A 26546-nucleotide genomic window follows, 5' to 3' on the forward strand; every position below is an offset into this window, starting at 1 on the left:
TTTTGGCATTAGGGCCGCGGCTCGGGTAGGCTTGACTCTCGGTGCGAGGCTCCGGTTTCGCCCTTGGGGTATGGTGTAATTGGCAACACGGCGGTTTCTGGTTCCGTTGTTCTTGGTTCGAGTCCAGGTACCCCAGCAAGACGAAAACCCCCGCTCAGGCGGGGGTTTCGTCGTTCCTGGAAGGTGTCTACTCGCACTCGCCGATGAAGTCGAGGTAGCACACCGCCTCGTGGGTGACAGCGGGCTCGTAGTCATCGTTCGAGACCTGGCGGGTGTCGATCTCGGGGGTCTGATGAAGGCTCCCATAGGTACCGAGCGTTGCGACGAAGTAGCCGTCACCGTCCAGTGCCTTCATCTCGTCGATCGCGGTGCTGTACTCCGCGCACAGGAGGGTCGCGGTCTCGGTGAGCTCGACATCGACGCAGGCGGCCGTGTAGGTCGCGACCATCAGGTTCGTGCAGTCGGTCCAGTCCTGGTTCACCGTGCACGGGTTCACGTCATCCATCGTGACGTCGACGCGACCGGTCTCGTATTCCTCGCTGCGGAAGGTCTCGGGCTGCTCAGGCACATCGGTCTTGGTCCAATGGCGTGCTGTGGCGAAGGCGAAGATCACGACGATCGCCGTGATCAGCAGCAGGGCGCCGAGGATCGACAGGGTCACCCACAGCCCCACCCGCTTCTTCGTGCCGGGTCGGCCCTCGGGCGCGGGCTCGTACCCCGGATAGACGGGAGAGCCGACGGGGCCGCCGTACTGCGCAGGATAGCCGGGACCCGCCGCGTAAGCGGGCGGCGGCGCGTCGAACCCGGGTGGCGCCGCGTCGAAGACCGGCGGCGGTGCATCGAAGGCCGGACCTGCGGGTGGCGGGGGAGTCGCCGGCTGCGTCGAGAGCCAGTACGCGTACCAGCTCTGAGCGGATGCCGGATCGTCGGCCACCTGCTGTGCTTCGAGGTCGGTGAGCTGCACTCCCAGCCCCGCCCGCAGATCTGCACTGATCAGGGACGAGCGGAACTCCTCGAATGACATGGCCATAGTCAAGAGGATGACAGACGTCGGTGTGTCCGACAATCCGATCCACGGGCAGCGGTCGTACCCACCCTGCCGCCGCCGGAAGGAGCCGGCGTCGCCTAGCAGGTCGCCCGTGTGTCGCGCCATGCCCTTCAGTCCTCGCTTCTCGTCGGCCATGGTGATCGAGAAGCACCACCCATGCCCGCCGCGGCGTGACCGAGAGGACGAAGATGGCACTCACGAGAGTCGTTCCCGGCGAGACGCCCGGAATCCGACGCGTACGATCCGGGTCCGGATTCAGATATGTGGACGCCGGCAACACCCCGGTCGCCGAGGCCGACCGGGAGCGCATCCGCGACCTCGCGATACCCCCGGCGTGGAAGGACGTGTGGATCGCCGCAGATCCGCTCGCGCACATCCAGGCGGTCGGCACCGACGACGCGGGACGACGCCAGTACCTCTACCACCCGCTCTGGCGCACTGGGAGGGACCAGCGCAAGTTCGCTCGAGCGCTCAAGCTCGCCGCCGCGCTGCCTGCGGCCAGGGCCAAGGTCACGCGCGCCATCGGGCAACCGGGTCTGACCCGAGAGCGGGCGCTCGCGGTCTCCTTCCGCCTGCTCGACGACGCCGCTCTGCGCATCGGCTCCGAGCGCTACCTCGTGAAGCACGGCAGTCGGGGGCTGAGCACACTCCGGCGACGTGACGTGCGCATCGACGGCAGCGACGTGGCACTGAGCTTCCCCGCGAAGAGCAAGCAGCTCGCCGCGATCGAGATCACCGACGCCGCCCTCGCCGAGGCACTGTCGGAGTTCGCCGTCGGCTCGCCCCGGGCACCGCTGCTCGCGTACCGCAGAGGCCGTCGCCGGGTGCGCCTCACGTCGGGCGAGGTCAACGACTATCTTCGGCAGGTCGCCGGGGCATCGTTCACCGCGAAGGACTTCCGCACGCTGCACGGCACGATCCTCGCGGCTGATGCTCTCGCGCGGATCGGCCGACTCGAGACGAAGAACGAGCGGCGGCGTGCCGAGCGCCTCGCCGTGCAGGCCACGGCGTCAGCGCTCGGCAACACCCTCGCGGTGGCCAGAGGGAGCTACATCGATCCGCGGGTGTTCCGTCTCTACGCGCGCGGTCGCACGCTCGATCTCACGGTGTCGCCCGAGACGGCGATCCGCAAGCTCCTCGGGCGCTGAGAGCGATTCAGCTCTCTCGGGGGTAGGTGTAGAAGCCCTCGCCCGTCGCCACGCCCAGCTTGCCCTTGTCGATGTACTGCTCTTTGAGCAGCTCGGCGAAGCGCTGCTGCTTCTCGCCTCCCATGCGGGAGATGTTGTACGCGGTGGTGAGCCCGACGATGTCGTAGATCTCGAAAGGCCCGGCCGGGGAGCCCGTGCCGATCCTCCACGTCGCATCGATCGCCTCGGGTTCGGCGATCCCATCGACGAGCAGGTCGGCTCCGGCCTGCAGGAAGGGCACGAGCAGCGAGTTCAGCAGATACCCGGCCTTCTCCTTCTTGATCTGGATCGGGACCATGCCGATCTTCGTCGCGAACTCGACGACCTCGCGGTAGACGGCCGGGTCGGTGGCAGGCGTTCCCATGACCTCCGCGGTGTTGTGCGACCAGATCTCGTTCGCGAAGTGCAGAGCGAGGAAGCGGTCGGGGCGTCCGGTCGATTCGGCGAGTGCGCTGGGGAGCAGGGTCGAGGAGTTCGTCGCGAAGATCGTCGTCGCGGGTGCGGCGGTGGCGAGGGTGCGGTAGATGCCCTGCTTGAGCTCGAGGTTCTCCGGCACGGCCTCGATGATGAGGTCGGCAGAGGCTGCGGCCTCTGCGAGGTCGGATGTGAGGCGGATGCGGCCGATCGCGGCCTGTGCACCCCCGTCTGCGGCGTTCTCGACGCCGTCGGCGACGTAGCGCGCGACAAGGGTCTCGAATCGCTCGGCCGCGCGGTCGAGCGCAGGCTGATCGATGTCGTAGGCGACGACGTCGAAACCGTGGAAGGCGGTCTGGAACGCGATCTGCGATCCGAGAACGCCGGTGCCGAGAACAGTGATGTTCTTCATTTCTCTTCTTCCTCTGATGGCCTTGTGGGCCGTGGTCAAGCCGGGTCGTCGCCTCTGTCGAAGCGCTGGAGGTCATGCGCGAAGCGCTCCACCTCGGCGTCCGTCCACTGCGCGAGATGCGCGTCGATCACGCCCTGCAGCGAGCGCATCGTGTTGCGGAAGGCCTCTTCGCCCTCGGCGGTCAGCTCGAGCGGACGGCCGCGGCCGGAGCTCGACGGGGTCTCCTGCACGAGTCCGAGAGACATGAGCGCGGCGAGCTGACGCGACACGGTCGATCGGTTGAGGCGGAACATTCGGGCGATGTCCGTCGAGCGGATCCCCGGCTCGTCGGCGATCGCCATCACGATGGACTGATCGGTCATCGACAGCGTCGGTTCTCCCGCTCGGGCGTCGACCAGACCGCGGCGCGTGATGGCGACGAGCGACTTCAGCACGGCGGCGCTGTCGGTGCGACGCCCGCGTGAGTCCCCTTGATGTTGCATGATGCAACTCTACCCCGATGTGTTGCACGATGCAACGTAGCGTGCGCGCTCGTCCGCAGGCCTCAGATGGAAGGATGGAGCCATGGACACAGCCAACCTCTCGCGAGAGGAGACCGCCGCGCGATCCGCCGCCGTCTCCGTGCGCAGCATCCGCGTCGAACTCGACCTCACGGGTGCACCCGAGCGGGCGCGCAGCGGGTTCTCCACGATCACGACACTGGATTTCACCTCGACCGCGACGTCGACCTGGCTCGACTTCATCGGCGAGAGCGTCGAGAGGGTGGTCGTGAACGGCGTCGAGCGGGATGTGCGCTACGACGGTGCGCGCATCGAGCTGCACGACCTCCTCGACACGAACGTGGTGCGCGTCGAGGCGATCGGAAGCTACAGCCGATCCGGCGAGGGGCTGCACCGGTTCCACGACCCCGCCGACGACCGGACCTATCTCTACACGCAGTACGAACCGGCCGACTCGCGACGCGTTATGGCCTGCTTCGAGCAGCCCGACATCAAGGCGCCGTACACCTTCGTCGTCGATGCTCCTGCGGGCTGGGAGGTGCTCTCGAACCAGGTCCCGGCGAGCGTCGACGCCGGAGTCGGGGTGCAGCGCGTGGAGTTCGCTCCGACGCTCCCGATCTCGAGCTACATCACCTCCGTCGCGGCGGGGCCGTACGCCCGAGTCGAGGGAGAGTGGGAGCGCGGGGATCAGCGCATCGCTCTGGGGCTGTTCGTGCGGCAGTCGCTCTCGCAGTACCTGGAATCCGAGGAGATCCTCGAGATCACGCGCCAGGGGCTCGACTTCTTCACCGATGCCTTCGCCTACTCCTATCCCTGGGGCAAGTACGACCAGATCTTCGTGCCTGAGTACAACCTCGGTGCGATGGAGAACCCGGGACTCGTGACGTTCACCGAGTCCTATCTCTCGCGAGGCGCAGCCACCGACGCCCAGCGCGCTGCACGCGCGAACACGATCCTGCACGAGATGGCGCACATGTGGTTCGGCGACCTCGTGACGATGAAGTGGTGGGACGACCTGTGGCTCAAGGAGTCCTTCGCCGACTACATGGGTTCGCACGCCTCAGCGGTGGCGACGCGCTTCCATGACGCCTGGGTCAAGTTCGCCGCCAACCGCAAGGCGTGGGCGTACCAGCAGGACCAGCTGCCGACGACGCACCCGATCGTCGCCGACATCACCGACCTCGAGGCGGCGAAGCTGAACTTCGACGGCATCACCTATGCCAAGGGTGCCGCGGTGCTGAAGCAGCTCGTGGCCTTCGTCGGCGACGACGCGTTCTTCGAAGGCGCCCGCAGGTACTTCGCGGCGAATGCCTTCGGCAACACGACCCTCGACGACTTCCTCGTGCAGCTGAGCGCAGTCTCCGGCCGCGACATGACCGAGTGGTCGCAGGCCTGGCTGCGGACGACAGGCGTCTCCACGCTCCGCCTCGAGCGGGAGAGCGGCGGCAGCGCCGCACTCGTGCAGAGCGATCCTCGCCCGCATCGCCTGCGCATCGGTCTCTACGATCGTGTCGATGGGCGGGTGATCCGCCGCGACCAGCTCGCGCTGGACATCCACGAGGAGCGGACACCCGTCGATGTCCCGGTCGCAGATCTCGTGCTTCTCAACGATGATGACCTCACCTATGCCAAGGTGCGGCTCGACGACGCATCGCTGGCGACGGTGCAGGAATCGCTGTCCTCCATCGAGGACCCCCTGGCGAGGGCCGTCGTCTGGTCGTCGCTCTGGAACGCCACGCGTGACGGCGAGCTGACGGTGGCGCGGTACACCTCGATCGTGCGCGCGCACGCCCCGCACGAGTCGAACATCGGTCTTCTCGCCGGAATCCTCGCGAACACCCTCTTCGCGATCCGGAACTACGTGAGCGACCACGAGCGACAGGGGGAGCAGCGGGCGTGGGGCGAGGCGACGTGGGCTGCGCTGCAGTCATCCGAAGCAGGCAGCGATGCGCAGCTCTCGTGGGCACGCGCTCTCGCGTCGGCATCGGCGTTCGACGACGTGCGCGCAGCCGAGGTCGACGCGCTGCTGCACGGCGATGCCCCGGAAGGTCTCACGATCGACCCGGATCTTCGGTGGCAGCTGCTCACGTCCCTCGTCACGACAGGACACGCGGGCACCGATGACGTCGCGGTCCAGCTGGAGTCGGACGACACCGGAAGCGGTCGCACCGCTGCTCGCAGGGCACTCGCATCACAACCCGATCCCACGGTGCGTGCTGCAGCCTGGGACGCAGCGTGGAACGATGAAACGCTCAGCAACGACCATCTGGATGCCGTGATCACGGGCTTCCGCGCTGGCGGGCGCCGCGATCTGATCGCGGGGTTCGACGCCGAGTACTTCGAGAGGATCCGCGACGCCTGGGGCGCCCGGAGCATCGAACTGGCTCAGCGCCTGGTCGTGGGGCTGTTCCCCGCGACACCTGCGCTCGACCTCGTGGATGCCTGGCTCGCCGACAACAGCGCGGCACCCGCGGCGCTGCGCCGGATCGTCGTCGAGCAGCGTGATCACCTGGCTCGAGCGCTGCGCGTTCGAGCTGCGCAGGGCTAGCTCTACTTCGTCCTGGAACGCTGCGGCTGCCTCTTCTTGCGGCTGTGTTGAGCGCTTAGCCTGTGAGGCAGGACACTGCTTGAGCGAGGGGACAGAGATGGATCGCATCTTCACCGATGACGACCTGGCGGGGCTGTTCGATGACCACGCTTACGGGTTCGAGAGCTATACCGAGGCGGCACCGTCTGACGAGCTGATCGCCGAAGTCGAGGCGGAGCTCGGCTACCGCCTCCCCGCGGCATACATCGAGCTCTGCCGCACGGTCCGCAACGGCGGCACGCTGGACCGCAGCTGCTTCCCGACTACCGGCGTGCACGTCTGGGCGGAGGACCACGTCGCCGTCGCCGGGCTGTACGCGATCGGACGAACATCGCACTACTCGCTCCTCGGCTCTATGGGATCGAGGTTCATGGAACAAGAGTGGGAGTACCCCGCCATCGGGGTCTACTTCGCCGCCACGCCAACGGCCGGCCACTCCGAGTTCGCCCTCGACTACCGGGAGTGCGGTCCGCAAGGTGAACCCGCGGTGGTCGTCGTCGATCAGGAGGACGAATACCGGGTGTCCTCTATCGCGAAGGACTTCGCGACCTTCATCCGCGGTCTCGTGTCCGAGGAGGAGTTCCAGCCCGATCCGGAGGAGGAGCGGGCCGAGTACCTCGCGATCGTGAACGAGGGATCCTTCTCGCCGATCGTGCAGCGCGGCATCGACGCCATCGCCGAAACCCTCCCAGATGCGGGGGCCGCCGTACGCGAGGTCGGTCGCCGGATCGTGGCGGACAAGGGATCCTTCTCTCTGCACGCGGACGCGAACTCCCACCTGATGTACGCGGCGATGTTCCTCTTGTACTCGACACTGACGACCGCTGGGTCGCGCGACGAGTTCATCGACGGGGATCCGGATGCCGTGGACTACTCCGTGCCGTGCTATCGCCTGATGCTCCCGGTCTCTTTTGTCGCGGATCGCTTCGGCTTCACGACAGGCGGGTGGGCGCGCGACTTCGTCGCCGACTGGTGGGATCAGTCGGTCGAGAACGGCTCGATCGTCGAGACGCCGGACGGCTTCCGATACACCGCGGATACCGGGGCCGGACTCGTGCGCATTCTGCGCATGCTCGCGAAGACGACCACCTGAACTGGACCTCCCTCGCCGTTTCTCGAGCACCCCGAGCAGAGGGGGGCCCACCAGCCTCCACCAGAGATACAGGCGACACGCGACGACGCGAAGCAACTTCATCGACCACTATCGCAAGCCACCGGAGAGCTGAGCGGGCTCATCGCGGGGCCTACTCGCGAGGCTCGATATGTGGGATCTGGACCTGGTGAGATCTTTCAGCGCCCGTCCCATAGCTGAGAGCATCGTCAAGAACCACGGTGTCAGACACTTCGGGATGGCGTTGAAGCTCCCGATCCTCGACCGCGGTCTCAGCCAGGGTCGAAGCTAGCTGTTCTTCCCCGCGTCGAGCTCGTCGGCGGTGCTCGCCCCCACGGCGAAGTACTCGGGTCGGTCGTCGCTCTGGGTCAGGAGAATCAGGGCGATGTACGCCGCCCACGCTCTCGCGCGAACCCAGGTGGCGTCGTCGTACCGAGATCCGGTCGCTCTGCGGAACACCTCGCGACCTCGGGCGTCGAAGAGCATCCACGACGAGGCGAGATCGTAGGCGGGGTCGCCGACCGTGACGTCGCCGAAGTCGATGAGCGCAGCGAGCGTGCCGTCCTCCACCAGCAGGTTGCCCGGGTGGAGATCGCCGTGGATCCAGACCTGCTCCGAGCCGGCCGACGCGGCGAGACCTGCGGCCCAGGCGTCGCGGAGCGACGTGCGGTGCCTGAACGCGTCGAGTCGAGGCCGTATCGCATCGTCTCGGGTGCTCAGGGCGCGTCCTCGCACCGGGTTGCGGGGAGCATCCGCAGGGGCCGTGGCGTGCAGCGCCCTCAGGGCGTCGGCGAGTCGTGGTGCCCACGCCGTGTTGTCCGATCGGGGGGAGGCGAGCGCTGTCGTTCCGGAGATCCAGGGGACGACCGACCAGGGTCGCGGAAACAGCTCGCTCGGTTCGCCGGAGATCAGCGGCACGGGGGTGCGGATGCCGATGGCCGCCAGCGCCGGACCGATCGAGGACAGCGCGCGCTGTTCATTCGTGATGAGCGGCACGGCGAGCTCGCGCCGCGGCAGCCGCACGAGCAGCTCCGATCCGAGCCTCCACATCGAGTTGTCCCAGCCGTCCGCGAACAGACTGAGTGGCAGACCGGCGAGATCAGGGCTGGTTCGCCGGAGAAGGTCGCGCACGCCGCTCTCGTCGAGCGAGTACTCGGCGGAGGGGGAGTCCGCCACGGTCAGATGTCGAGCGAGTCGCCCGGTTCGAGGACCGAGAACTCTCCGCCGCCCTGCTCGGTCGCCCACTGCAGTCGCTGGCGGTGCATCGTCTTGCCTGCGACCGAGAGGGTCATGTCGTGAGTGCCGAAAGCCCGACGCGGGCGCACCGCGAGGACGTAGTCCATGGCCTCGCCGATCTTCAGCCACGGTGCCCCGAGCGGAGCGGCGAGCGTGCCGACCTCGACCCCCTCGGGAACCGCGTAGGAGTCGCCGGGGTAGTAGAAGGCGTCGTTGACCAGTACGCCCACGTTCTCGACCGTGGGCAGCGACGAGTGGATCACTTCGTGCGTGCCACCGAAGAAGCGGAGCGTGAAGGCGCCGACCTCGACGGTCTCTCCCGGAGCGACCTCTGAGATGTCGTAGCCCTCGGCCGCACGGGCGACGCCGGCAGGAGCGTAGATCGGAGTGCCGGGGGCTGCCCGGAGGATCCGATCCAGGTGCTCGGGTGTCCAGTGGTCGGGGTGCTCGTGGGTGATCACCACGGCGACGAGACCCGAGAGATCGTTCAGGGGAGCGGTGAACGAACCGGGATCGATCAGGAGGGTGTCATCGCCCTGCTGGATGCGAAGAGCGGCATGTTCGAATTTCGTGATGCGCATGAGGTGAGTCAACTCCTTCGCAGCCTCTCTGGCAAACCGCCGAGCCAGCGCGCCACGCCCGGGAATCGACGAGGGCTCGGCTCGATTTGGCGGCGCGAGAATCGTCATGGCATACTTGTTGAGTTGTCGCGGCACGGAAACGTTCCGCCAGACGGCCCCATCGTATAGCGGCCTAGTACGCTGCCCTCTCACGGCGGTAACGCGGGTTCGAATCCCGCTGGGGTCACAACAAGCGAAAGCCCTCGGTTCTCCGAGGGCTTTCGTCGTTCCGGAGGTGTTCCTCGGCCGGGCCGCCGCGCTCGGCGGCAGCCCTACCGAGGTCAGTCCGCGTTCGAGCTCGCACTCGTGGCCGCGGCGCGACGGGAGCGGCGCGATCGGCGCACGATCCACACGATCAGCACCACCACGCCGGCAAGGGCGAGCCACGGCAGGGTGAAACCGACGGCGACCACGAGCGCGTTCATCGAGGCCACGAGGCCGTTCCAGCCGGCGAGGAGCCCATCCGAGAACCCGGCGGGGTCGGCGGCGGTCGCGGCGGCGGTGCGAGTCAGCTGAACCGTGAGACTCGACATCGCGACCTGATCCTCGAGCGACGCCAGCTGCTGCTCGTACGACTCGAGCTGCCCCTGGCGTTCCGTGAGCGCGACCTCCGCCTCGATGAGCTCCGAGACGGTGCCCGTCTGAGACATCAGCTCGCTGAGTCGCTGGACAGATGCTCTGGTCGCGTCGATGCGAGCGCGCAGGTCGATCGCGGTCGCGGTCACATCCTGCTGCGAGATCGACGAGGAGACCACGTCTCCTGAGTCGGCCAGTTCGTCGATGACCGCGGGGAGGTCGGCCGAAGGCACTCGGATGCTGATCCAGCCGTAGCCGGAGTCCGCCGGCGCAGGGGCGGAGGTGTCGTCGACGACGACGCTTCTGCCGATCTCGGTGCTTTCGACGTAGCCGCCGCGCGACTCGGCCAGTGCGCCGATCATGTCGGCGGCGTCCGCGATGTCCTTCACCTCCACCGTCGCGGTCGCGGTCGCGATGATCTCGCGATCAGCCACCGCGGAATCTCCGGCCGCCGGTGCAGACTCGGCCGTGTCCGTCGCAGTCGACGGTGCGCTCTGATCCGCGGCGCCCGAGCGGGACTCCTCCGTGACGAGCATGTCTCCGCCCTCGGCCGTGCTCGTCGCCGAACCGCCGACCGCGGTGAGGATCGGGGGAGTGACGAGGACACCGATGACGAACGCGGCGGCGATCCCGGCGCCGGTCAGCCACCGACGCCGGCGGTTTCGAGCCCCTGCCGAGGCGGGCGCCTGTCGTGGCCGTTCGGCGGCGATGTCGTCGAACACGGCTGTCTCGATGCGGGCCACTGCGGCATCGGTGAGCTCCGGCAGCTGCTCGGTGCTGGGGTTGTCGTTCATGCGTCGCTCGCTTCCTTCAAGGCACCGCGCAGTCGGGTGCGGACTCGAGAGAGACGGTTCCGGACGATCGCATGGCTCACGCCGAGCTCCTCGGCCGCGGCCTGGTAGGCATAGCCTTCGGCGGCGCAGAGCCGGAAGATCTCGCGGTCGAGGTCGCTCAGCGTGCCGACCTCGACCGCGATCCGCTCCGCGAGGTCTGCGGTGATCACCTGCTCCTCGACGCTGATCGTCGAGGGCAGAGCCTCATCCGCCGCATCCGTCGTGTGGGCCTGGTCTCGCCGGCGCTGACGAAGGCGATTCGCTGCCTGGAAACGGCAGATCGTGGCGAGCCACGGGAGGATCGACTCCCCCTGCAGTTCGAAGCCCGGCAGCTTCCGCCATGCTGTGACGAAGGTCTCCTGCGTCACGTCCTCGGCATCCCCGGGGGAGCCGAGCATGCCGTGTGCGATCCAGTAGACCGGGCGGACATACGAGCGGTAGAGCTCACGGAAGGCGCTCTCATCACCCGCCGCGGCCTGTGCCGCCACTCTCTGATCACTCGTCTGCACTGGCATCCCGATTCCGTTCGGTGTCTCTCACCTGGAGAGTGTCGGAGGATGCCCCATCGTCTCAGATCAGTGCGCGGTCATGAAGAGGATCACCACCACGGCCCCGTCGCTCCGCTAGCATTGCTGACGCGAGAGGGAGTATCCCGCAAGCGCACCCACCGTCATCACGAGCACCGTCATCGCTGCTCCGGTCGTGCGGCGCACTCTGTGCGTGGGAGAGACTTTCGGCGTTCTCCCTACCCTCCGAAAGGTGCTGTACGCCCTTGGAAATCCCCGTCTGGTTCGAGATCACCTCGATGATCGTCCTCTCGATCATCCTGATCGGCGACCTGCTTCTCATCCGTCTCCGTCCCCACATCCCCTCGACCAAGGAGTCGACGCTGTGGGTCGTGTTCTATGTCGCCCTCGCGCTGCTCTTCGCGGTGCTCCTCGGGAGCGTGTCCGGCTGGCGCAACGCGGGCGACTTCATCACCGGCTGGGCGCTCGAATACAGCCTGTCCATCGACAACCTGTTCGTCTTCGTGCTGATCATGGCTCAGTTCGCGGTCCCGCGACGCCTGCAGCAGCAGGTGCTGATGGTCGGCATCATCATCGCGCTCGTCCTGCGCGGTGCGTTCATCCTCGTCGGCGTGGCGATCGTCGAGAACTTCTCGCCGATCTTCTATGTCTTCGGTGCGTTCCTCATCTACACCGCGATCAAGCAGGCGATGCCCGAGGGCGAGCACGAAGACGATGTGAAGAAGGAGAACTTCATCGTGCGCCTGCTGAGGCGCCGGATCGACATCAGTGAGACCTACGACGGATCGAAGCTGCGCACGACCGTCGACGGCAAGCGCATGTGGACCCCGATGGTGATCGTCTTCATCACGATCGGTGTGACCGACCTGATCTTCGCGATCGACTCGATCCCCGCGATCTTCGAGATCACCACGAACGGGTTCCTCGTCTTCGCCGCGAACATCTTCGCGCTCATGGGGCTGCGCCAGCTCTACTTCCTGCTCGGCGACCTGCTCGACCGCCTGCGCTACCTGCATTACGGCATCGCCGTGATCCTCGGATTCATCGGCATCAAGCTGATCCTGCACGCTCTGCACGAGAACGAGCTGCCCTTCATCAATGGCGGCGAGCACGTCGAGTGGGTGCCCGACATCGACAACATGGTGTCGCTGGGGGTCATCGTCGTGTCGATGACCGTCGCCACGGTCGCCAGCCTCATCGCTTCGTCGCGGGAGAAGTCGGCGGCGAAGAAGGCACTGAACGTCGAGTGATCGCAGCCCGCTCACTCGGCTGACCAGAGGAGCTCCGCTTCGAGGGTGAGATCGATGACCTGGCCGAGCAGGGCTCCGAGTGAGTTGGACTGCAGCAGGGCGTACTGGTCGTACTCGCCCAACGGTGCGATCGCCGCGAGCTGCCAGGCCGCGGCGAGCGGGTCGTCCGACAGCTCGGTGTCGGCTCCCCACGGCGAATCCACGCGCGCGAGGACCCGACGCACGATCGCCTCGGCTTCGGTACGCAGTGGCGTGAGGGCGTCGTGCCACGTCAGTTCAGGCAGCCGCGTGATCTCCGCTCGAGGATGGGGCGCGTCGTCGAGCCACTGATCGACCGTGAAGCGGGCTGTCCCGACCGCGAGAGTGTGCAGCACCTCGGCGTCCGCCGCTACGCTCACCAGCCGAGCCATCGTGCCGAACCTGCTGCGCCGATCGCCGCCGCCGACCTCGTGCCCTCGCTCGATGAGCACGACGCCGAACTGCGGGTCGTCGTCGTCGAGCAGGTGCCCGATCATCGTGAGATACCTCGGCTCGAAGACGCGGAGCGGAAGCGGGGTGTAGGGAAAGAGAACCGACCCGAGCGGGAACATCGGTATTTCAGCCATGACCCCAGTCAACACCGCGCGACGTACAGTGAACAGATGCGCAGACCTCAGCCCATCGCCCCTTCGCCCGGACAGGAATCCGTGTGGGACTATCCGCGGCCACCGCGGGTCGAGCAGGTGCCCGAGCGCATCACGATCCGTCTCGGCGGCGATCTCATCGCCGATACGCGCGATGCCGTGCGGGTCCTCGAGACGAGTCACCCTCCCGTGTACTATCTGCCGATCGCCGACTTCGTCGAGGGCGCGCTCTCGGATGCCTCTGGTTCGTCGTTCTGCGAGTTCAAGGGCGCTGCGCGATATCTCGACGTGCGCGGCGGAGGTGTGGTGGCCGCCGGTGCGGCATGGAACTACCCGCATCCGTCGCCCGGTTTCGAGGTGTTGAGCGACCGAGTGGCCGTGTACGCGGCGCCGATGGACGAGTGCACCGTCGGTGGCGAGATCGTCGTTCCACAGCCGGGCGGGTTCTACGGCGGCTGGGTGACATCGTCCGTCGTAGGGCCGTTCAAGGGCGTGCCGGGATCCATGGGCTGGTGACGCAGACTTAGCCCCAGCGCGTCAGAACGCGCGCAGATTGGCCTGCAGCCCACCGCCGACATACTCGCGTCGCAGTACGCCACGGCGCCGCAGCACGGGCACGAGCTCGTCGAGCGTGCGGTGCAGCGTTACGGGGTGGAAGTCGCCCCAGAGCAGCACGCCGTCGTTGCCCCATTCGCCGAGTTCCTCGATGAGATCGGCGAACTCCTCGGCGGTCCCGACGAAGCCCGAGCGGTCGGCGATTCGCCCCGCGCGGGCGAGGGCCGTGAGGTGGGCGCGCAGGGGAGCGTCCTGCCCACGGTCGCCGATCAGACGCTGGATGCTGCCGCGTGAGACATGCTCTCCGAAGATCGACACGTCGAGCGGTCGGTCGAGGTCGAGCGCGGTGAGGTCGGTCTCGAGGTCACTGGACTGCTTTCGAGCGATCTGCACGAGGGCCGCGTCGTCGGGATGCGCGGATGTAGCGACGATGCGGTCTGCTTCCTCGGCGGACGACGTGATCACGGGCTGGATCGCGAACAGGATCTTGATGTCGGCAGCCGAACGCCCCGCCGCGATCGCCGCGTCGTGGATCTTCGCACGGTACGCACGCACGGACGCCTCGTCGAGCGGAGCGAGGGCGAGTTGGACATCGGAGTTGACCCCGGCGAATCCGAGGCCGCGACCCGAGCCGCCGGGGGAGACGATAGCGGGCTCCCCATCTGTGAAAGGCACGGCGTTCAAGGGGCCGTCGAACGCGAAGTGCTCGCCGCGATGCCGCACGGTGCTCAGCTTCGACCCGTCCGCGAACACGTCGGCCCTGCGGTCGCCGACCAGCGCTCCGTCGCCCCAGCTGCGCCAGAGCGAGCGGATCCCTGAGAGCCATTCCTCGGCCCGGTCGTAAGCGGCGTCGTGTCCGAGCTGCGCCGCGGCTGAGAAATGACGCGCGCTGCCTGTGTCGGTCACCACGTTGAGTCCGAGACGGTGGTTGCTGAGGTGCTGAAGCGTCGAGAACTGCCGCGCCGCCGTGTAGGGAAGGTACGCCGCGGGGTTCACCGTGGGCACGACGCCGAGGTGGCGCGTCGCCTGGAACAGATACGGAGCGAGAAGCAGCGGGTCGTGCTTGGGGCCTCCGAAGGCATGGCGCACACGGAGGTCGATCGTGTCCGGCGAGCCGAGAGATGGCGCGTCCTCGATGATGACGAGGTCGAAGCCGGCCTGCTCGAGTGTTCGAGCCGCCTCCTGATAGATCTCGGGACGTGTCCAGTCGTAGTCCCAGTCGAGAGAGGGATACCCCCACCCCTGGGGGCCGAAACCGCGGGCGAGGAACCAGCCGAAGTGCTGGAGGCTGCTCATGCGACGGCCTCTCGGGCCGGCTCGAGCACCCGAGCGAGGTCGGCTATGAGGTCGGAGACGTCTTCGATGCCGACCGACAGCCGAAGGGTTCCCGGGTGCACACCGAGCAGGTCGCGCTCTTCGGGCGTCCTGTGCGAGTGGCTGGTGGTGGCGGGATGCAGCACCAGCGAGCGCACATCGCCGATGTGGGTCATGTGTGTGAAGACCTCGACGCTCTCGACGAAGTGCCGTGCCGCGTCGATGCCCCCGCGGAGGGTGAACGTGAAGATCGATCCGTACCCGCCACGCAGATACCGCTGCGCGAGCTCGTGATCGGGGTGGCTCTCGAGGCCCACGTGATCGACGCGCTCGACTCCCTCGTTCGCGGCCAGCCAGCGGGCCACCTCGAGAGCGTTCCGCGACTGGCGCTCGACTCGGAGGCCCAGAGTCTCGGCCCCCTGTCCGATCAGGAACGCGTTGAGAGGAGACGGGGAGGCGCCGAAGCGGGGCGCCACCGATTCGCGGGCGTAGGCGATCCGAGCGTTGCCGCCATGGCGGGAGAACACGCTCGGGAAGCCCCCGCGCCCGGGGAGCACCAGATGCGGAGCATTGTGGCCGGCCTTCTCGGCGTCGAAACGACCGTCATCGAGGATCACACCGCCGAGCACCGACCCGTGACCTGCGAGGAACTTCGATGCGGAGTGCACGACCATGGCGGCGCCGTGTTCGATCGGACGCAGCAGGAACGGGGTCGCGAGCGTGTTGTCGACGATGAGCGGGATCGCGAACTCATCCGCGACCGCGCTCACGGTGGCGATGTCGAGGATGTCGTTCCGCGCGTTCGCGATCGACTCCGCGAACAGAGCGCGCGTCGTGGGGCGGATCGCATCGCGCCATGCCCCCGGGTCCGCGATCTCATCGATGAACGTCGTCTCGATGCCGAGGCGCGCGAGGTTGTCGATCAGGAGTCCCCGGGTGCCCTCATAGATGTGAGTCGAGGACACGATGTGGTCTCCGGCCCCGGCCACGGTCAGCAGCGCCGTGACGACCGCGGCCTGACCGCTCGCGACGAGTACCGCCTCGGCGGCCGATTCGAGCGAGGCGAGCTGCCGTTCGACGGCGCTCACCGTCGGGTTGCCCGTGCGGGTGTAGCCGAAGCCCGCGCCTGTGCCGAAATGGTCGGCGGCGTGATCGAAGTCGTCGAACTCGAAGCCCGCGGTCAGATAGATCGGCGTCGCCCTCGACGAGGCGGCGCCCTGATTCCGGGCGCTGTGGACCGCTCTGGTGGCGAAGCCGGTCGTGTCGTCGGTCATGCGGATCCCTCTCGAAGGTGCGGGTGACAGTAGCGTGTCATGCGGCGACTCCGGTCCATGAAGCGGTGGTAATCTGACGTCATGCGGATCGTGCTCCTCCTTAGCGGCCGCGACGAGACCTCGTTCTGAGCCCGTCCTCGTCGCGGAGTCCATCGTGGGCCGAACCGCCAGCTTCAGGAGAGACGCAATGAACACCGCCGCAGCAGACACCGCTCCCGCACGTCCCAGGACCCTCGCTGAGAAGGTCTGGGACGACCACCTCGTCGTCAAGGGTGAGAACGGCGAGCCGGACCTCATCTACATCGACCTGCACCTGGTGCACGAGGTCACGAGCCCTCAGGCATTCGACGGACTGCGAGCGGAGGGCCGTCCGCTGCGCCGCCTCGACCTGACGATCGCCACCGAAGACCACAACACGCCCACGTGGGACATCGACAAGCCGATCGCCGACCTCACGAGCCGCACTCAGATCGAGACACTGCGCCGCAACGCCGCCGAGTTCGGCGTGCGTCTGCACTCCCTGGGCGATGCCGAGCAGGGCATCGTGCATGTCGTGGGTCCGCAGCTCGGGCTGACCATGCCCGGAATCACCGTGGTCTGCGGAGATTCCCACACATCGACGCACGGTGCTTTCGGAGCCATGGCATTCGGCATCGGCACGAGCGAGGTCGAACACGTCATGGCGACCCAGACGCTTCCGCTCAAGCCCTTCAAGACGATGGCGATCACCGTCGACGGCACGCTGCGCCCCGGAGTCACCGCGAAGGACATCATCCTCGCCGTCATCGCGAAGATCACGACCGGCGGCGGTCAGGGCTACGTCCTGGAGTTCCGCGGCAGCGCCATCCGCGCGCTGTCGATGGAGGGCCGGATGACCATCTGCAACATGTCGATCGAGGCGGGCGCCCGAGCGGGCATGGTCGCTCCTGACGAGACGACCTTCGATTATCTGAAGGGTCGTCCGCATGCTCCCCAGGGGCAGGATTGGGATGACGCCGTCGCCTACTGGCGCACGCTCCCGACAGACGAGGGCGCGACGTTCGACGCCGAGGTCTTCATCGACGCCGACGAGCTCGAGCCCTTCGTGACCTGGGGGACCAATCCCGGTCAGGGCAGCTCGCTGTCAGCAGCGGTTCCGGACCCCGCGCAGATCGCCGATGCCAACGAGCGCGCCGCCGCAGAGCGCGCGCTCGAGTACATGGATCTGACTCCTGGTACGCCGCTCAAAGAGGTGCCGGTCGACGCCGTCTTCATGGGGTCGTGCACGAACAGCCGCATCGAGGATCTCCGTGCGTTCGCGTCGATCATCGAAGGCAAGAAGAAGGCCGACGGCGTCCGCGTCATGGTCGTGCCCGGTTCTGCCCGCGTGCGGCTGGAGGCTGAGGCCGAAGGCCTCGACCGGATCATCAAGGACTTCGGCGCAGAGTGGCGCTTCGCTGGCTGCTCGATGTGCCTCGGGATGAACCCCGATCAGCTCGCACCGGGAGAGCGGTGCGCATCGACGTCGAACCGCAACTTCGAGGGTCGGCAGGGCAAAGGCGGTCGCACGCACCTGGTGTCGCCGCTCGTGGCCGCAGCCACCGCGATCCGCGGCACGCTGTCGAGTCCGAGCGACCTGAACGAGATGGCGGAGGTCTGACCATGGAGAAGTTCATCACGCACACAGGTATCGCCGCGCCGTTGAAGCGTTCGAACGTCGACACCGACCAGATCATCCCGGCCGTGTTCCTCAAACGCGTCACCAAGACCGGTTTCGAGGACGCGCTGTTCCACGGCTGGCGCCAGGATCCTGATTTCGTTCTCAATCAGCCCGCGTTTCGCGGAGCGTCGGTGCTCGTCGCCGGACCGGATTTCGGTACCGGATCCAGCCGAGAGCACGCGGTGTGGGCCCTGCGCGACTTCGGGTTCGCTGTCGTCCTCAGCCCGCGCTTCGCCGACATCTTCCGAGGCAACTCGGGCAAGCAGGGGCTCCTCGCTGCGACCATCTCCGAAGAGGATCTCGAGCGGATCTGGGCTGAGATCGACCGGAATCCCGGGGCGTCCATCACGGTGGACCTCGAGGCGCGGGTGGCGGCGATCGGTGAGATCCAGGCTGACCTCGGGATCGACGATTACACTAGATGGCGGCTCCTTGAAGGGCTCGATGACATCGGGCTCACGCTGCGCAACGAAGACAAGATCGCGCAGTTCGAGGCCCGTCGCGAGTCGTGGCGGCCCCGGACCCTTCCCGTTCAGTGAACGGCGGGGCGGGGGAGCCGAGGGCGACCCCGCCCCGATTTCCTTGAATGAAGTGAGGCTCCGAATGACGACACCTGTGCGCGACGCTCTTGCGGACGGAGTCCCCCCACTCACCGGTGATGTCCTCGCCATTCGTGGAGGCCGCCCGTTGCGCGGCCGCGTCGACGTCAAGGGTGCGAAGAACCTCGCCACCAAGGCGATGGTCGCCTCCCTTCTCGGCGAGACCGTCAGCGTGCTGCGCGACGTCCCCGCCATCAGCGACGTGGCCGTCGTGCGCTCGCTGCTCGAGGTGCACGGAGTCCGGGTGTCGGACGGTGATGAGCCGGGTGCGCTCGTCTTCGATCCGAGCGATGTCGAATCGGCGCACTTCGAGGAGATCGACGCGCATGCCGGAGCCTCTCGCATCCCGATCCTGTTCTGCGGGCCTCTCCTGCACCGTCTCGGTCAGGCGTTCATCCCCGACCTCGGCGGATGCCGTATCGGCGATCGCCCCATCGACTTCCACCTGGACGCGCTCCGCAAGTTCGGTGCGATCGTCGAGAAGCTGCCGAGCGGCATCCGTCTCTCCACCGGCGGCACGCGTCTGCACGGTGCCAACATCCACCTGCCCTACCCGAGCGTCGGGGCCACCGAGCAGGTGCTGCTGACCGCGGTTCGCGCCGAGGGGACGACCGAGCTGCGCAATGCGGCCATCGAGCCCGAGATCATGGATCTGATCGCCGTGCTGCAGAAGATGGGCGCGATCATCTCGTATGAGCCGAACCGCGTCATCCTCATCGAGGGCGTCGAGACTCTGCGCGGCTACGATCACCGGTCGATCTTCGACCGCAACGAGGCGGCCTCCTGGGCATCCGCGGCGCTGGCCACCGACGGCGAGATCTTCGTCGGGGGAGCCAAGCAGCAGGAGATGCTCACCTTCCTCAACATCTTCCGCAAGGCGGGCGGATGGTTCGACATCAAGGAGGACGGCATCCTCTTCCGTCGCGACGGCGAGCTGAAGCCCGTCGTCGTCGAGACCGACGTGCACCCCGGATTCATGACCGACTGGCAGCAGCCGCTCGTCGTGGCGCTGACGCAGGCGAACGGCCGTTCGGTCGTGCATGAGACCGTCTACGAGAACCGTCTCGGCTTCACCGATGCGCTCGTCAAGATGGGTGCCGACATCGTCGTGCACCCCCGTGGACTGCAGGACGGGCCCCGTCGTGTTCCGCGCCGTGATCTCGAGCAGGCCGCGGTCATCACCGGCCCGACGCCGCTGCATGCTGCGGACATCGTCGTTCCCGACCTGCGCGGCGGGTACAGCCACGTCATCGCGGCGCTGACCGCGGAGGGCGAGTCGAGGGTGTCCGGAGTGGACATCCTCAGCCGTGGCTACGAGAAGTTCCTCGCCAAGCTCGACGCTGTGGGCGCCGACTTCGACGTCATCCGGTGACCCGGATGGGTTCCCGATCACGCGAGACGACGCGTCCCAGCATCTTCTGGCCGCTCGCGGCGATCGCCGTGCCGTTGATCTCGCTGCTCGCCAAGGTGCGTATCACCGGCGCTGAGAAGCTCCCTCGTGAGGGGGCCTACGTCCTGGCTCCCAACCACTACTCGGAGTTCGATCCGCTCATCGTGGCACTCGCGGTGTGGCGGATCGGACGCGCGCCCCGGTTCATGGCCAAGGAGAGCCTGTTCAAGGTTCCTGTGCTCGGCTGGATCCTGCGTCGCACGGGGATGATCCCCGTGGCTCGTTCGTCGTCGGCATCGGCCGCGAAGCAGACGTTGAAGCAGTCCGCCGAGCTGGTCGAGCACGGACGCGGGGTGATCGTGTATCCCGAGGGGACCCTGACGCGCGATCCCGACATGTGGCCGATGCGCGGCAAATCAGGCGCTGTGCGCCTGGCTCTGACTGACGGCCTCCCGTTGATCCCGATGGCCCAATGGGGCACCCAGGAGATCATGGGGCGGTATCAGAAGGGTCTGAGTCTGTGGCCGCTGCGCAAGCGTGTGGACGTCATCATCGGCGACCCGGTCGACGTGTCGGACCTGCGTGGTCGTGCGGGCGAGAGCGCGGCACTGAATGACGCCACCGACCGGCTGATGAATGCGATCACCGCGTTGCTCGAAGAGCTGCGTGGTGAGAAGGCGCCGGCTGAACGCTGGAACCCCGCCTCGCACGGACAGAAGGAGACGGGTCGCCTTGACTCCTAAGCGCAACATGCCCGCCGGCCCCCGGGTCGCCGTCATCGGCGCAGGCAGCTGGGGCACCACGTTCGGGAAGATCCTCGCCGACGGCGGTGCGCAGGTCACGATGTGGGCTCGCCGTGCCGAACTCGCGCACGAGATCGACGAGGCCAAGCGCAACTCGCGCTATCTGCCCGGCATCAACCTGCCGCGCACGATGGCGGCGACGCACGAGCTGGCGATCGCACTGCGTGATGTCGACCAGGTGTACCTCTCGGTGCCGAGCCAGTCGCTGCGCGAGAACCTCAAGGCGTTGCGACCGCTGCTGTCGGACAACGACGCGAAGATCGTCAGCCTGATGAAGGGCGTCGAGCGAACGACGGGTCTCAGGATGAGCCAGGTCATCGAGCAGGAGCTGCGGTGCGATCCCGATCGCATCGCCGTCGCCTCCGGCCCGAACCTCGCGCTCGAGATCGCCCGTGAGCAGCCGACGGCCGCCGTGATCTCCTCGCGCAGCCAGGAGACGGCCGAGGAGGTCGCCCGCGCGGCACGCAACTCGTACTTCCGGACTTTCGTGAACACCGATGTGATCGGCACGGAGTTCGGGGGAGTGCTGAAGAACCTCATCGCGGTGGCGATCGGCATCGTCGACGGCGTCGGGTACGGCGAGAACACCAAGGCGTCGATCATCACGCGCGGACTCGTCGAGATGACCGACTTCGCTGTCGCGAACGGCGCGCACCCCGAGACGCTTCAGGGGCTCGCCGGCCTGGGAGACCTCATCGCGACGTGCCAGTCTCCGCTGAGCCGCAACAACACGGCCGGGCGCCTGCTCGGCCAGGGATACAGCTTCCAGGACGTCGTCAAGCAGATGCAGCAGACTGCCGAGGGCCTCGCGTCCGTCGCGCCGGTGCTGCAGCTCGCGCGCGAGTCCGATGTGCACATGCCCATCGTCGAGCAGGTGAAGATGGTGCTCGACGGCAAGATGAACCCGCGCGACATCGCACCCCACCTGACGACGGACGACGACACCCCGCAGGGTGAGAGGACCAACCATGGACAAGCAGACGGTGGTGGTGCTCTTCGGAGGGCGCTCCAGCGAGCATTCGATCAGTTCCGCAACGGCGGGCGGAGTGCTGGGCGCGATTGATCGCGATCGCTACGCGGTGATCCCCGTCGGGATCACCCGCGAGGGGGCCTTCGTCCTCGAAGACGACGACCCTTCCAAATTCCCGCTGGATGCAGCGCATCTGCCCGAGGTAGCCGACAACGGCACCAGGGTGCTGTGGCCCGAGCCCGGCGGCGACCGGACGTTGCGCGTCGTGCGCCCGGATGGGACCAGTGAATCACTCGGTCATGTCGACGTCGTGCTGCCGCTTCTGCATGGACTGCACGGCGAAGACGGAGCCATCCAGGGGTTCTTCGAGGTCATCGACATGCCCTACGCGGGCTGCGGTATCCTCGATTCCGCGGTCTCGCTGGACAAGCACTTCACGAAACTGGCACTCACGTCCGCGGGCATCGCTGTATCGCCCGGCATCACGGTGCGAAGGAATGAGTGGCAGGACGATCCGGCGATCGTCCGCGAGCGGATCGCTGCGCTGGGCGACGTGGTCTTCGTCAAGCCGGCGAGTGCCGGGTCGAGCGTCGGTGTGTCTCGCGTCGACCACGGGGACGGCCTCGATGCCGCGATGGAGATCGCGTTCGCCGAAGACGGCAAGGTTCTCGTCGAGACGCAGGTCGTCGGGCGTGAGATCGAGGTGGGCGTTCTCGCCGGGCGCCCCGGCGAGCGGGCACGCGCATCGCTGCCCGGAGAGGTCGTGCTCACCTCACGCAGCTTCTACGACTTCGAGGGCAAGTACCTCGGCGGTGACGGTGTCGAGATCGTATGCCCCGCGGACGTCGACGAGTCGTTGATCGAGCGGCTCCGCGAGACCGCGGTCCGGGTCTTCGAGGCGGTGGACGGCAAGGGACTGGCCCGCGTCGACTTCTTCGTCACGCCTTCCGGCGAGCTCGTCGTCAACGAGCTCAACACGATGCCCGGATTCACGCCGATCTCGATGTTCCCGAAGTGCTGGGTGGCATCAGGACTCAGCTACGGCGACCTGATCTCCGAGCTGATCGAAGCAGGCCTGCGCCACTGATCGGACGGCGTCCGGTCAGCCTTCGGCGGATCCTCCGTCAGGGGAATCCTCGGTGGGCACCCGGTCCGTGCACCGAGCCGTCGCCGGTTCGAGGCCGGACTGGATGCTCGTCGAGAGACTCTCGACCACCGTGCGGAAGTCGATCTCCTCACCGCGTCGGATGATCACCTCGACGGCGGGATCGCGACCGTAGGTCACCAGCCGCTGGCGTTCCTCCTCCTGGTCGAGCACGAGCCAGTCGACGCTTCCGATCGTGGTGCAGACCTCGGTCGACGGCGCCGGCGGCTCGACGCCGCAGCGCAGCACGACCGTCGGGTCACCCCAGGCGCCGGTCGCTTGGGCATCGGTCCACACACGGTCCAGATCGCCGACGGCGTCCGGGAGCAGCACGGACACCTCCGCGCATGCCGGATCGTTCGCGTCGTCGGCAGGCTCGAGATGGATCGTGGTCGAGCATCCGGAGAGCGCCGCGACGAGGGCCAGAGACCCCGCGGTGACGGCGAGACGACGAGAACGGGGCATGCATCCAGGCTACCTTTGACTGCATGTCCTCCCGACCTCGCGACGATGATCCGACCCTCGGCGATCTCTCGGAGGGGGAGATACTGCGAGCCATCCTGGCGAGGACTTCGCAGGCGAGTCACGCGATCATCGGACCCGGTGACGACGCGGCCGTGATCGCGACTCCGTCCGGATCCGTGGTCGCGACGACCGACACACTGGTGCACGGTCCTGACTTCCGGCTCGCGTGGTCGTCGGGCTATGACCTCGGGTGGAAGGCTGCGGCGGTGAACCTCGCCGACGTCGCCGCGATGGGTGCGCGACCGACCGCGCTGCTCGTCGCGCTGGCGGTTCCACGCGATCTGAGACTGTCGTTCGTCGAACAGCTCGCAGACGGATTGCGCGAGGCGTGCGCGGCTCTCGCGCCCGGCTGCGCAGTCGTCGGTGGCGACCTCACCGTCTCCGACGTCCTCACTGTGGCAGTCACAGCCCTCGGCGATCTCGAGGGTCGGGCGCCTGTGACCCGCTCGGGTGCGCGGGTCGGCGATGTGGTCGCCGTGGCGGGGGAGCTCGGCCACGCCGCCCACGGACTCGCCGTGCTCTTCGGCAGGTTCCGTGACGGTGACACACCGATCGCTGTCGACCCGTCCGTGCTCGGACGGGGTGAGAGCGCGGCGCTCGCGGCGCAGCTGCGCCCGTCGCCGCCGATCGGCCTCGGACCTTTCGCCGCCACGGCCGGAGCCACCGCGATGATGGACATCTCGGACGGCCTCGCGCTCGATGCGCGGCGGATGGCGGCGGCCTCGGCCGTCACGATCGCCCTCGACGGCGCAGCCCTCGGCGACTCTCCGCAGCGTGCTCTCGCCGGCGGCGAGGATCACGCCTTGCTCGCCACATTCCCTCCGGGGATGCTGCCGTCGGGGTTTCGCACCATCGGGGCTGTGATCCCGCAGGGTGACGACGATCTACTGGTCGACGACGCACCCGCCGACGTGAGCGGCTGGGACCCCTACCGCGACTGGGATTCGACCTCGGGCTGAGGCGTCTCGGACGCGAGAACGGGCTCGGCCCACCAGATCGCGGTGTCTCCGTACGCCCTCTCGCGGATCAGCTGCAGGCCGGCAGCGCGGAGATCGGGAGGCGTCGAGCGCCGCGCACGTTCGATGATCACGAGGGCATCGGGGGCGAGGCACGGCGCGAGTGCGATGAGGTCCGCGGTCATCGCGTCGTCGTCGAGGTCGTACGGCGGGTCTGAGAAGACGAGGTCGTACGGGCCGGAAGCTCGCGAAAGGAACGACCGGACCGTGCTCTGGTGAACCTTTGCGCCGGACGCGCCGGCCTTCGCGACGGTGGCGGCGTTGCGGCGGACGACTGCGGCGGCCTCGCGGCCGTGTTCGACGAGATCGGCGCTGGCCGCGCCACGGCTGAGCGTCTCCAATCCCAGCGCACCCGAACCGGCGTAGAGATCGAGCACCCGGGCTCCGACGATCGCGTCGGCGGACTCGAGCGCTCCGAAGAGCGACTCCCGTACGCGGTCGCTGGTGGGTCGTGTTCCCGCGTGGGGCACGTCGAGCCGCGCGCCGCGTGCCTTTCCGGCGATGATCCTCGTCACCCGTTCACGATACGACAGCTGCGGCGCCTGACATGCCGGTGCGGGGCTCTCCGAAATAAAGCGCGAGCTCGGGATTGCCCTCGTTCGACCGAGCTGAAATGATCATCGCACCCCCGATCCGGATCTCAACAATGCCCCGATCGAGGAGGAACGCCATGGCGTCACCGAGAAAGAACCCTGCCACGCGCACGACGTCCCGCGCGTCATCATCGAGCAGCCCCAAGAGCACGACGAAGAGGGATTCGGTGCCTGCGCTCGATCTCACGACGGGGCCGTTGCCGACATCCGCGCCGACGCTGGATGCCGAGGAGCAGCTGCTCGATTCCGCGGCACCGGAGATCACGCACGCGCTGCGGAACATGTCGGAGATCCGCCACTTCTTCCGCACCAACCGGCGCCCGGTGTTCTTCGTCGGGGCATCCGCATTCAATCTGCTCGGTCTCGACCGCTGGGTGCGCGGATTCTCATACATCGCGTACTACGACAGCTGGCAGGGAACCCACCCGAGGGTGTTCAGTCCGGTCGACAAGCCCTACGTCGACTTCCAGAGCGGTGAGGAGATCAACAACTGGCTGCTGAGCAATCATGAGGTCCGGGCCCACATCGCGCGACTGACACCGTACGGCGAGCGGCCCCAGATCGCGATGGTCTTCTTCGACGAGCAGACCGAGGCGATCTGCGAGGAGCTCGGCTTCGAGCTGATCCTCCCGCCGGCGCGGCTGAGGGAGCACCTCGATTCGAAGATGGTGACCACGCGGATCGCGGAGTCCGTCGGGGTCGCGAGTGTGCCGAACTTCATCACGACGGTCGACACCTGGGATGAGGTGGTCGCTCAGGCGGAGAAGGCGGGACTCGGCACAGACCTTGTGATCCAGACGGCCTATGGCGACTCCGGCAAGACCACGTTCTTCGTCGGCGACGCGGCAGGGTTCGAGAAGATCGCAGATGACGTGTGCGGTGTCGAGATCAAGGTCATGAAGCGGATCAACAACCGCCCGATCGCGGTCGAAGCCGTGCTCACGAGGCACGGCACGATCGTCGGACCCTTCATGACCGAGATCACGGGGCACGCTGCGCTCACTCCGTACCGTGGAGGTTGGTCCGGCAACGAGATGTTCCCTGACGTGCTGGATGCGCAGGCCCGCCACAGCGCGACACAGTTGGTCCGACGACTCGGCGATCGACTCGGCGAAGAGGGTTATCGAGGCTTCTTCGAGGTCGATGTGCTTCTTGACACCGATACTGGGGAGGTCTATCTCGGCGAACTGAACCCTCGGATCTCGGGTGCGTCCGCCATCACGAACGTGACTGCCGGCGCCTACGCCGACGTGCCGCTCTTCGTGTTCCACCTGCTCGAGTTCGCCGGGGTGGATTTCACAATCGACGTCGATGAGGTCAACGAACGCTGGGAAGAGCTGGCGGCAGCGGACGTCTGGAGCCACATGGTCATAAAGCACACCGTGGACTCGGTGGAGCACATCGACATCGCTCCGCCGACCGGGCGGTACGTCTACGACCTGCAGGGGCGCCTCGTCTTCTCTCAGGGCGATCTCGACTGGCACCTTCTGCACAGCGAGTCGGAGGCGTTCTACCTGCGGATCTACGGTCCGGGGGACTATCGCTGGAAAGGTGCGGATCTCGGCGTCCTGGTCACCAAAGGGCGCCTGCAGACTTCTGCAGGCGAACTCACCATCCGCGCGAAGCATCTGATCGACTCGGTGAGGGCGATGTACGCCGCGACACCGTTGCCACCCGCCGCGGTCGTCGAGGTCGCCGAACTGGCCGGATCCAAGGGATGATCTGTGCGAGACTCGCCAC

26 protein-coding genes and 2 tRNA genes are annotated in these 26546 nt (G+C 67.2%); 15 read left to right on the top strand and 13 right to left on the bottom strand.

What is annotated here, in order from left to right:
* Positions 1 to 64 precede the first annotated feature (64 nt).
* Positions 65 to 136: transfer RNA gene (locus tag QMA07_RS08885), tRNA-Gln, on the top strand.
* A gap of 51 nt (positions 137 to 187) precedes the next feature.
* On the opposite strand, the gene QMA07_RS08890 is transcribed toward QMA07_RS08885, so the two are convergent.
* A complete protein-coding gene (locus tag QMA07_RS08890; RefSeq protein ID WP_290161218.1) occupies positions 188 to 1030 on the bottom strand; it encodes a hypothetical protein in 843 nt (280 codons plus the stop codon).
* Positions 1031 to 1236: 206 nt separating this feature from the next.
* On the opposite strand from QMA07_RS08890, the gene QMA07_RS08895 reads away from it, so the two are divergent.
* Positions 1237 to 2196 (top strand): DNA topoisomerase IB, encoded by a 960-nt coding sequence (locus QMA07_RS08895; protein ID WP_290161219.1) that lies wholly within the window; start codon positions 1237 to 1239, stop codon positions 2194 to 2196.
* A gap of 7 nt (positions 2197 to 2203) precedes the next feature.
* On the opposite strand, the gene QMA07_RS08900 is transcribed toward QMA07_RS08895, so the two are convergent.
* Positions 2204 to 3061 carry a 3-hydroxyacyl-CoA dehydrogenase gene (locus tag QMA07_RS08900; RefSeq protein ID WP_290161220.1) on the bottom strand — a complete coding sequence of 286 codons (858 nt, stop codon included), beginning with the start codon at positions 3059 to 3061 and terminating at the stop codon, positions 2204 to 2206.
* A gap of 35 nt (positions 3062 to 3096) precedes the next feature.
* Positions 3097 to 3543: a MarR family winged helix-turn-helix transcriptional regulator gene (locus QMA07_RS08905; RefSeq protein ID WP_290161221.1), complete on the bottom strand. Its 447-nt coding sequence runs from the start codon at positions 3541 to 3543 to the stop codon at positions 3097 to 3099.
* Between the two features lie 82 nt (positions 3544 to 3625).
* Between QMA07_RS08905 and pepN the strand changes: the two genes are divergently transcribed.
* Positions 3626 to 6109 carry an aminopeptidase N gene (gene pepN / locus QMA07_RS08910; protein WP_290161222.1) on the top strand — a complete coding sequence of 828 codons (2484 nt, stop codon included), beginning with the start codon at positions 3626 to 3628 and terminating at the stop codon, positions 6107 to 6109.
* 97 nt (positions 6110 to 6206) lie between these two features.
* Positions 6207 to 7241 (top strand): SMI1/KNR4 family protein, encoded by a 1035-nt coding sequence (locus QMA07_RS08915; RefSeq protein ID WP_290161223.1) that lies wholly within the window; start codon positions 6207 to 6209, stop codon positions 7239 to 7241.
* A 306-nt stretch (positions 7242 to 7547) separates the two neighbouring features.
* Here QMA07_RS08915 and QMA07_RS08920 read toward each other — a convergent pair whose 3' ends face one another.
* Together QMA07_RS08920 and QMA07_RS08925 are read right to left on the bottom strand one after the other, a co-directional pair.
* Positions 7548 to 8435, bottom strand: a complete 888-nt coding sequence (locus tag QMA07_RS08920) for an aminoglycoside phosphotransferase family protein (RefSeq protein WP_290161224.1) — start codon at positions 8433 to 8435, stop codon at positions 7548 to 7550.
* A 2-nt stretch (positions 8436 to 8437) separates the two neighbouring features.
* Complete coding sequence (locus QMA07_RS08925; RefSeq protein ID WP_290161225.1) at positions 8438 to 9076, bottom strand: MBL fold metallo-hydrolase; 639 nt, start codon at positions 9074 to 9076, stop codon at positions 8438 to 8440.
* A gap of 153 nt (positions 9077 to 9229) precedes the next feature.
* Between QMA07_RS08925 and QMA07_RS08930 the strand changes: the two genes are divergently transcribed.
* Positions 9230 to 9302 (top strand) — tRNA-Glu (locus tag QMA07_RS08930).
* A gap of 94 nt (positions 9303 to 9396) precedes the next feature.
* Here QMA07_RS08930 and QMA07_RS08935 read toward each other — a convergent pair.
* Entirely contained in the window at positions 9397 to 10485 is a 1089-nt protein-coding gene (locus tag QMA07_RS08935; protein ID WP_290161226.1) for a DUF4349 domain-containing protein, read from the bottom strand.
* Positions 10482 to 11039 carry an RNA polymerase sigma factor gene (locus tag QMA07_RS08940; RefSeq protein WP_290161227.1) on the bottom strand — a complete coding sequence of 186 codons (558 nt, stop codon included), beginning with the start codon at positions 11037 to 11039 and terminating at the stop codon, positions 10482 to 10484. Before QMA07_RS08940 ends, QMA07_RS08935 begins: the two co-directional genes overlap by 4 nt.
* Before the next feature lie 257 nt (positions 11040 to 11296).
* Between QMA07_RS08940 and QMA07_RS08945 the strand changes: the two genes are divergently transcribed.
* Complete coding sequence (locus tag QMA07_RS08945; RefSeq protein ID WP_290161228.1) at positions 11297 to 12301, top strand: TerC/Alx family metal homeostasis membrane protein; 1005 nt, start codon at positions 11297 to 11299, stop codon at positions 12299 to 12301.
* 11 nt (positions 12302 to 12312) lie between these two features.
* On the opposite strand, the gene QMA07_RS08950 is transcribed toward QMA07_RS08945, so the two are convergent.
* A complete protein-coding gene (locus QMA07_RS08950; protein WP_290161229.1) occupies positions 12313 to 12906 on the bottom strand; it encodes an LON peptidase substrate-binding domain-containing protein in 594 nt (197 codons plus the stop codon).
* A 36-nt stretch (positions 12907 to 12942) separates the two neighbouring features.
* Between QMA07_RS08950 and QMA07_RS08955 the strand changes: the two genes are divergently transcribed.
* Complete coding sequence (locus QMA07_RS08955) at positions 12943 to 13440, top strand: DUF427 domain-containing protein (RefSeq protein WP_290161230.1); 498 nt, start codon at positions 12943 to 12945, stop codon at positions 13438 to 13440.
* Between the two features lie 21 nt (positions 13441 to 13461).
* Here QMA07_RS08955 and QMA07_RS08960 read toward each other — a convergent pair whose 3' ends face one another.
* Together QMA07_RS08960 and QMA07_RS08965 are read right to left on the bottom strand one after the other, a co-directional pair.
* The gene (locus QMA07_RS08960) at positions 13462 to 14775 is read right to left on the bottom strand and encodes an LLM class flavin-dependent oxidoreductase (protein ID WP_290161231.1); all 1314 of its coding nucleotides are present in this window, start codon (positions 14773 to 14775) and stop codon (positions 13462 to 13464) included.
* A complete protein-coding gene (locus QMA07_RS08965; RefSeq protein ID WP_290161232.1) occupies positions 14772 to 16067 on the bottom strand; it encodes a PLP-dependent transferase in 1296 nt (431 codons plus the stop codon). Before QMA07_RS08965 ends, QMA07_RS08960 begins: the two co-directional genes overlap by 4 nt.
* Before the next feature lie 187 nt (positions 16068 to 16254).
* Here QMA07_RS08965 and leuC point away from each other — a divergent pair, with 187 nt between their 5' ends.
* The 6 genes from leuC to QMA07_RS08995 all read left to right on the top strand — a co-directional run bounded on the left by leuC (position 16255) and on the right by QMA07_RS08995 (position 22615).
* A complete protein-coding gene (gene leuC, locus QMA07_RS08970; RefSeq protein WP_290161233.1) occupies positions 16255 to 17706 on the top strand; it encodes a 3-isopropylmalate dehydratase large subunit in 1452 nt (483 codons plus the stop codon).
* Positions 17707 to 17708: 2 nt separating this feature from the next.
* On the top strand, positions 17709 to 18305 hold the full coding sequence (gene leuD / locus QMA07_RS08975) for a 3-isopropylmalate dehydratase small subunit (RefSeq protein WP_290161234.1): 597 nt from the start codon (positions 17709 to 17711) through the stop codon (positions 18303 to 18305).
* A 64-nt stretch (positions 18306 to 18369) separates the two neighbouring features.
* Positions 18370 to 19737 carry a UDP-N-acetylglucosamine 1-carboxyvinyltransferase gene (murA, locus tag QMA07_RS08980; protein WP_290161235.1) on the top strand — a complete coding sequence of 456 codons (1368 nt, stop codon included), beginning with the start codon at positions 18370 to 18372 and terminating at the stop codon, positions 19735 to 19737.
* 5 nt (positions 19738 to 19742) lie between these two features.
* Positions 19743 to 20498 carry a lysophospholipid acyltransferase family protein gene (locus QMA07_RS08985; RefSeq protein ID WP_290161236.1) on the top strand — a complete coding sequence of 252 codons (756 nt, stop codon included), beginning with the start codon at positions 19743 to 19745 and terminating at the stop codon, positions 20496 to 20498.
* A 7-nt stretch (positions 20499 to 20505) separates the two neighbouring features.
* Positions 20506 to 21621 carry an NAD(P)H-dependent glycerol-3-phosphate dehydrogenase gene (locus tag QMA07_RS08990; RefSeq protein ID WP_290161350.1) on the top strand — a complete coding sequence of 372 codons (1116 nt, stop codon included), beginning with the start codon at positions 20506 to 20508 and terminating at the stop codon, positions 21619 to 21621.
* Positions 21527 to 22615 carry a D-alanine--D-alanine ligase family protein gene (locus tag QMA07_RS08995; protein WP_290161237.1) on the top strand — a complete coding sequence of 363 codons (1089 nt, stop codon included), beginning with the start codon at positions 21527 to 21529 and terminating at the stop codon, positions 22613 to 22615. Before QMA07_RS08990 ends, QMA07_RS08995 begins: the two co-directional genes overlap by 95 nt.
* Positions 22616 to 22630: 15 nt before the next feature.
* Here QMA07_RS08995 and QMA07_RS09000 read toward each other — a convergent pair whose 3' ends face one another.
* Positions 22631 to 23137: a DUF3515 family protein gene (locus tag QMA07_RS09000; protein WP_290161238.1), complete on the bottom strand. Its 507-nt coding sequence runs from the start codon at positions 23135 to 23137 to the stop codon at positions 22631 to 22633.
* A gap of 23 nt (positions 23138 to 23160) precedes the next feature.
* On the opposite strand from QMA07_RS09000, the gene thiL reads away from it, so the two are divergent.
* Positions 23161 to 24156, top strand: a complete 996-nt coding sequence (gene thiL / locus QMA07_RS09005; protein ID WP_290161239.1) for a thiamine-phosphate kinase — start codon at positions 23161 to 23163, stop codon at positions 24154 to 24156.
* Here the strand turns inward: thiL and rsmD are convergent.
* Together rsmD and QMA07_RS09015 are read right to left on the bottom strand one after the other, a co-directional pair.
* Positions 24126 to 24728, bottom strand: coding sequence for a 16S rRNA (guanine(966)-N(2))-methyltransferase RsmD (rsmD, locus tag QMA07_RS09010; RefSeq protein WP_290161240.1), 603 nt, complete (start codon positions 24726 to 24728; stop codon positions 24126 to 24128). The genes thiL and rsmD overlap by 31 nt on opposite strands.
* Positions 24729 to 24732: 4 nt before the next feature.
* A complete protein-coding gene (locus QMA07_RS09015; protein WP_290161241.1) occupies positions 24733 to 24957 on the bottom strand; it encodes a hypothetical protein in 225 nt (74 codons plus the stop codon).
* 16 nt (positions 24958 to 24973) lie between these two features.
* Between QMA07_RS09015 and QMA07_RS09020 the strand changes: the two genes are divergently transcribed.
* On the top strand, positions 24974 to 26527 hold the full coding sequence (locus QMA07_RS09020; RefSeq protein ID WP_290161242.1) for a biotin carboxylase: 1554 nt from the start codon (positions 24974 to 24976) through the stop codon (positions 26525 to 26527).
* Positions 26528 to 26546 lie beyond the last annotated feature (19 nt).

Origin of the sequence: Microbacterium sp. APC 3901, assembly GCF_030407765.1 — a bacterium.
Taxonomy (GTDB): Bacteria; Actinomycetota; Actinomycetes; order Actinomycetales; family Microbacteriaceae; genus Microbacterium.

Bases quoted from the DNA above. Each gene is read 5' to 3' on its own strand.
- QMA07_RS08890 (WP_290161218.1), bottom strand. From the start codon at position 1,030: ATGGCCATGTCATTCGAGGAGTTCCGCTCGTCCCTGATCAGTGCAGAT.
- QMA07_RS08895 (WP_290161219.1), top strand. From the start codon at position 1,237: ATGGCACTCACGAGAGTCGTTCCCGGCGAGACGCCCGGAATCCGACGC.
- QMA07_RS08900 (WP_290161220.1), bottom strand. From the start codon at position 3,061: ATGAAGAACATCACTGTTCTCGGCACCGGCGTTCTCGGATCGCAGATC.
- QMA07_RS08905 (WP_290161221.1), bottom strand. From the start codon at position 3,543: ATGCAACATCAAGGGGACTCACGCGGGCGTCGCACCGACAGCGCCGCC.
- pepN (WP_290161222.1), top strand. From the start codon at position 3,626: ATGGACACAGCCAACCTCTCGCGAGAGGAGACCGCCGCGCGATCCGCC.
- QMA07_RS08915 (WP_290161223.1), top strand. From the start codon at position 6,207: ATGGATCGCATCTTCACCGATGACGACCTGGCGGGGCTGTTCGATGAC.
- QMA07_RS08925 (WP_290161225.1), bottom strand. From the start codon at position 9,076: ATGCGCATCACGAAATTCGAACATGCCGCTCTTCGCATCCAGCAGGGC.
- QMA07_RS08935 (WP_290161226.1), bottom strand. From the start codon at position 10,485: ATGAACGACAACCCCAGCACCGAGCAGCTGCCGGAGCTCACCGATGCC.
- QMA07_RS08940 (WP_290161227.1), bottom strand. From the start codon at position 11,039: ATGCCAGTGCAGACGAGTGATCAGAGAGTGGCGGCACAGGCCGCGGCG.
- QMA07_RS08950 (WP_290161229.1), bottom strand. From the start codon at position 12,906: ATGGCTGAAATACCGATGTTCCCGCTCGGGTCGGTTCTCTTTCCCTAC.
- QMA07_RS08955 (WP_290161230.1), top strand. From the start codon at position 12,943: ATGCGCAGACCTCAGCCCATCGCCCCTTCGCCCGGACAGGAATCCGTG.
- QMA07_RS08960 (WP_290161231.1), bottom strand. From the start codon at position 14,775: ATGAGCAGCCTCCAGCACTTCGGCTGGTTCCTCGCCCGCGGTTTCGGC.
- QMA07_RS08965 (WP_290161232.1), bottom strand. From the start codon at position 16,067: ATGACCGACGACACGACCGGCTTCGCCACCAGAGCGGTCCACAGCGCC.
- leuC (WP_290161233.1), top strand. From the start codon at position 16,255: ATGAACACCGCCGCAGCAGACACCGCTCCCGCACGTCCCAGGACCCTC.
- leuD (WP_290161234.1), top strand. From the start codon at position 17,709: ATGGAGAAGTTCATCACGCACACAGGTATCGCCGCGCCGTTGAAGCGT.
- murA (WP_290161235.1), top strand. From the start codon at position 18,370: ATGACGACACCTGTGCGCGACGCTCTTGCGGACGGAGTCCCCCCACTC.
- QMA07_RS08985 (WP_290161236.1), top strand. From the start codon at position 19,743: ATGGGTTCCCGATCACGCGAGACGACGCGTCCCAGCATCTTCTGGCCG.
- QMA07_RS08990 (WP_290161350.1), top strand. From the start codon at position 20,506: ATGCCCGCCGGCCCCCGGGTCGCCGTCATCGGCGCAGGCAGCTGGGGC.
- QMA07_RS08995 (WP_290161237.1), top strand. From the start codon at position 21,527: ATGGACAAGCAGACGGTGGTGGTGCTCTTCGGAGGGCGCTCCAGCGAG.
- QMA07_RS09000 (WP_290161238.1), bottom strand. From the start codon at position 23,137: ATGCCCCGTTCTCGTCGTCTCGCCGTCACCGCGGGGTCTCTGGCCCTC.
- thiL (WP_290161239.1), top strand. From the start codon at position 23,161: ATGTCCTCCCGACCTCGCGACGATGATCCGACCCTCGGCGATCTCTCG.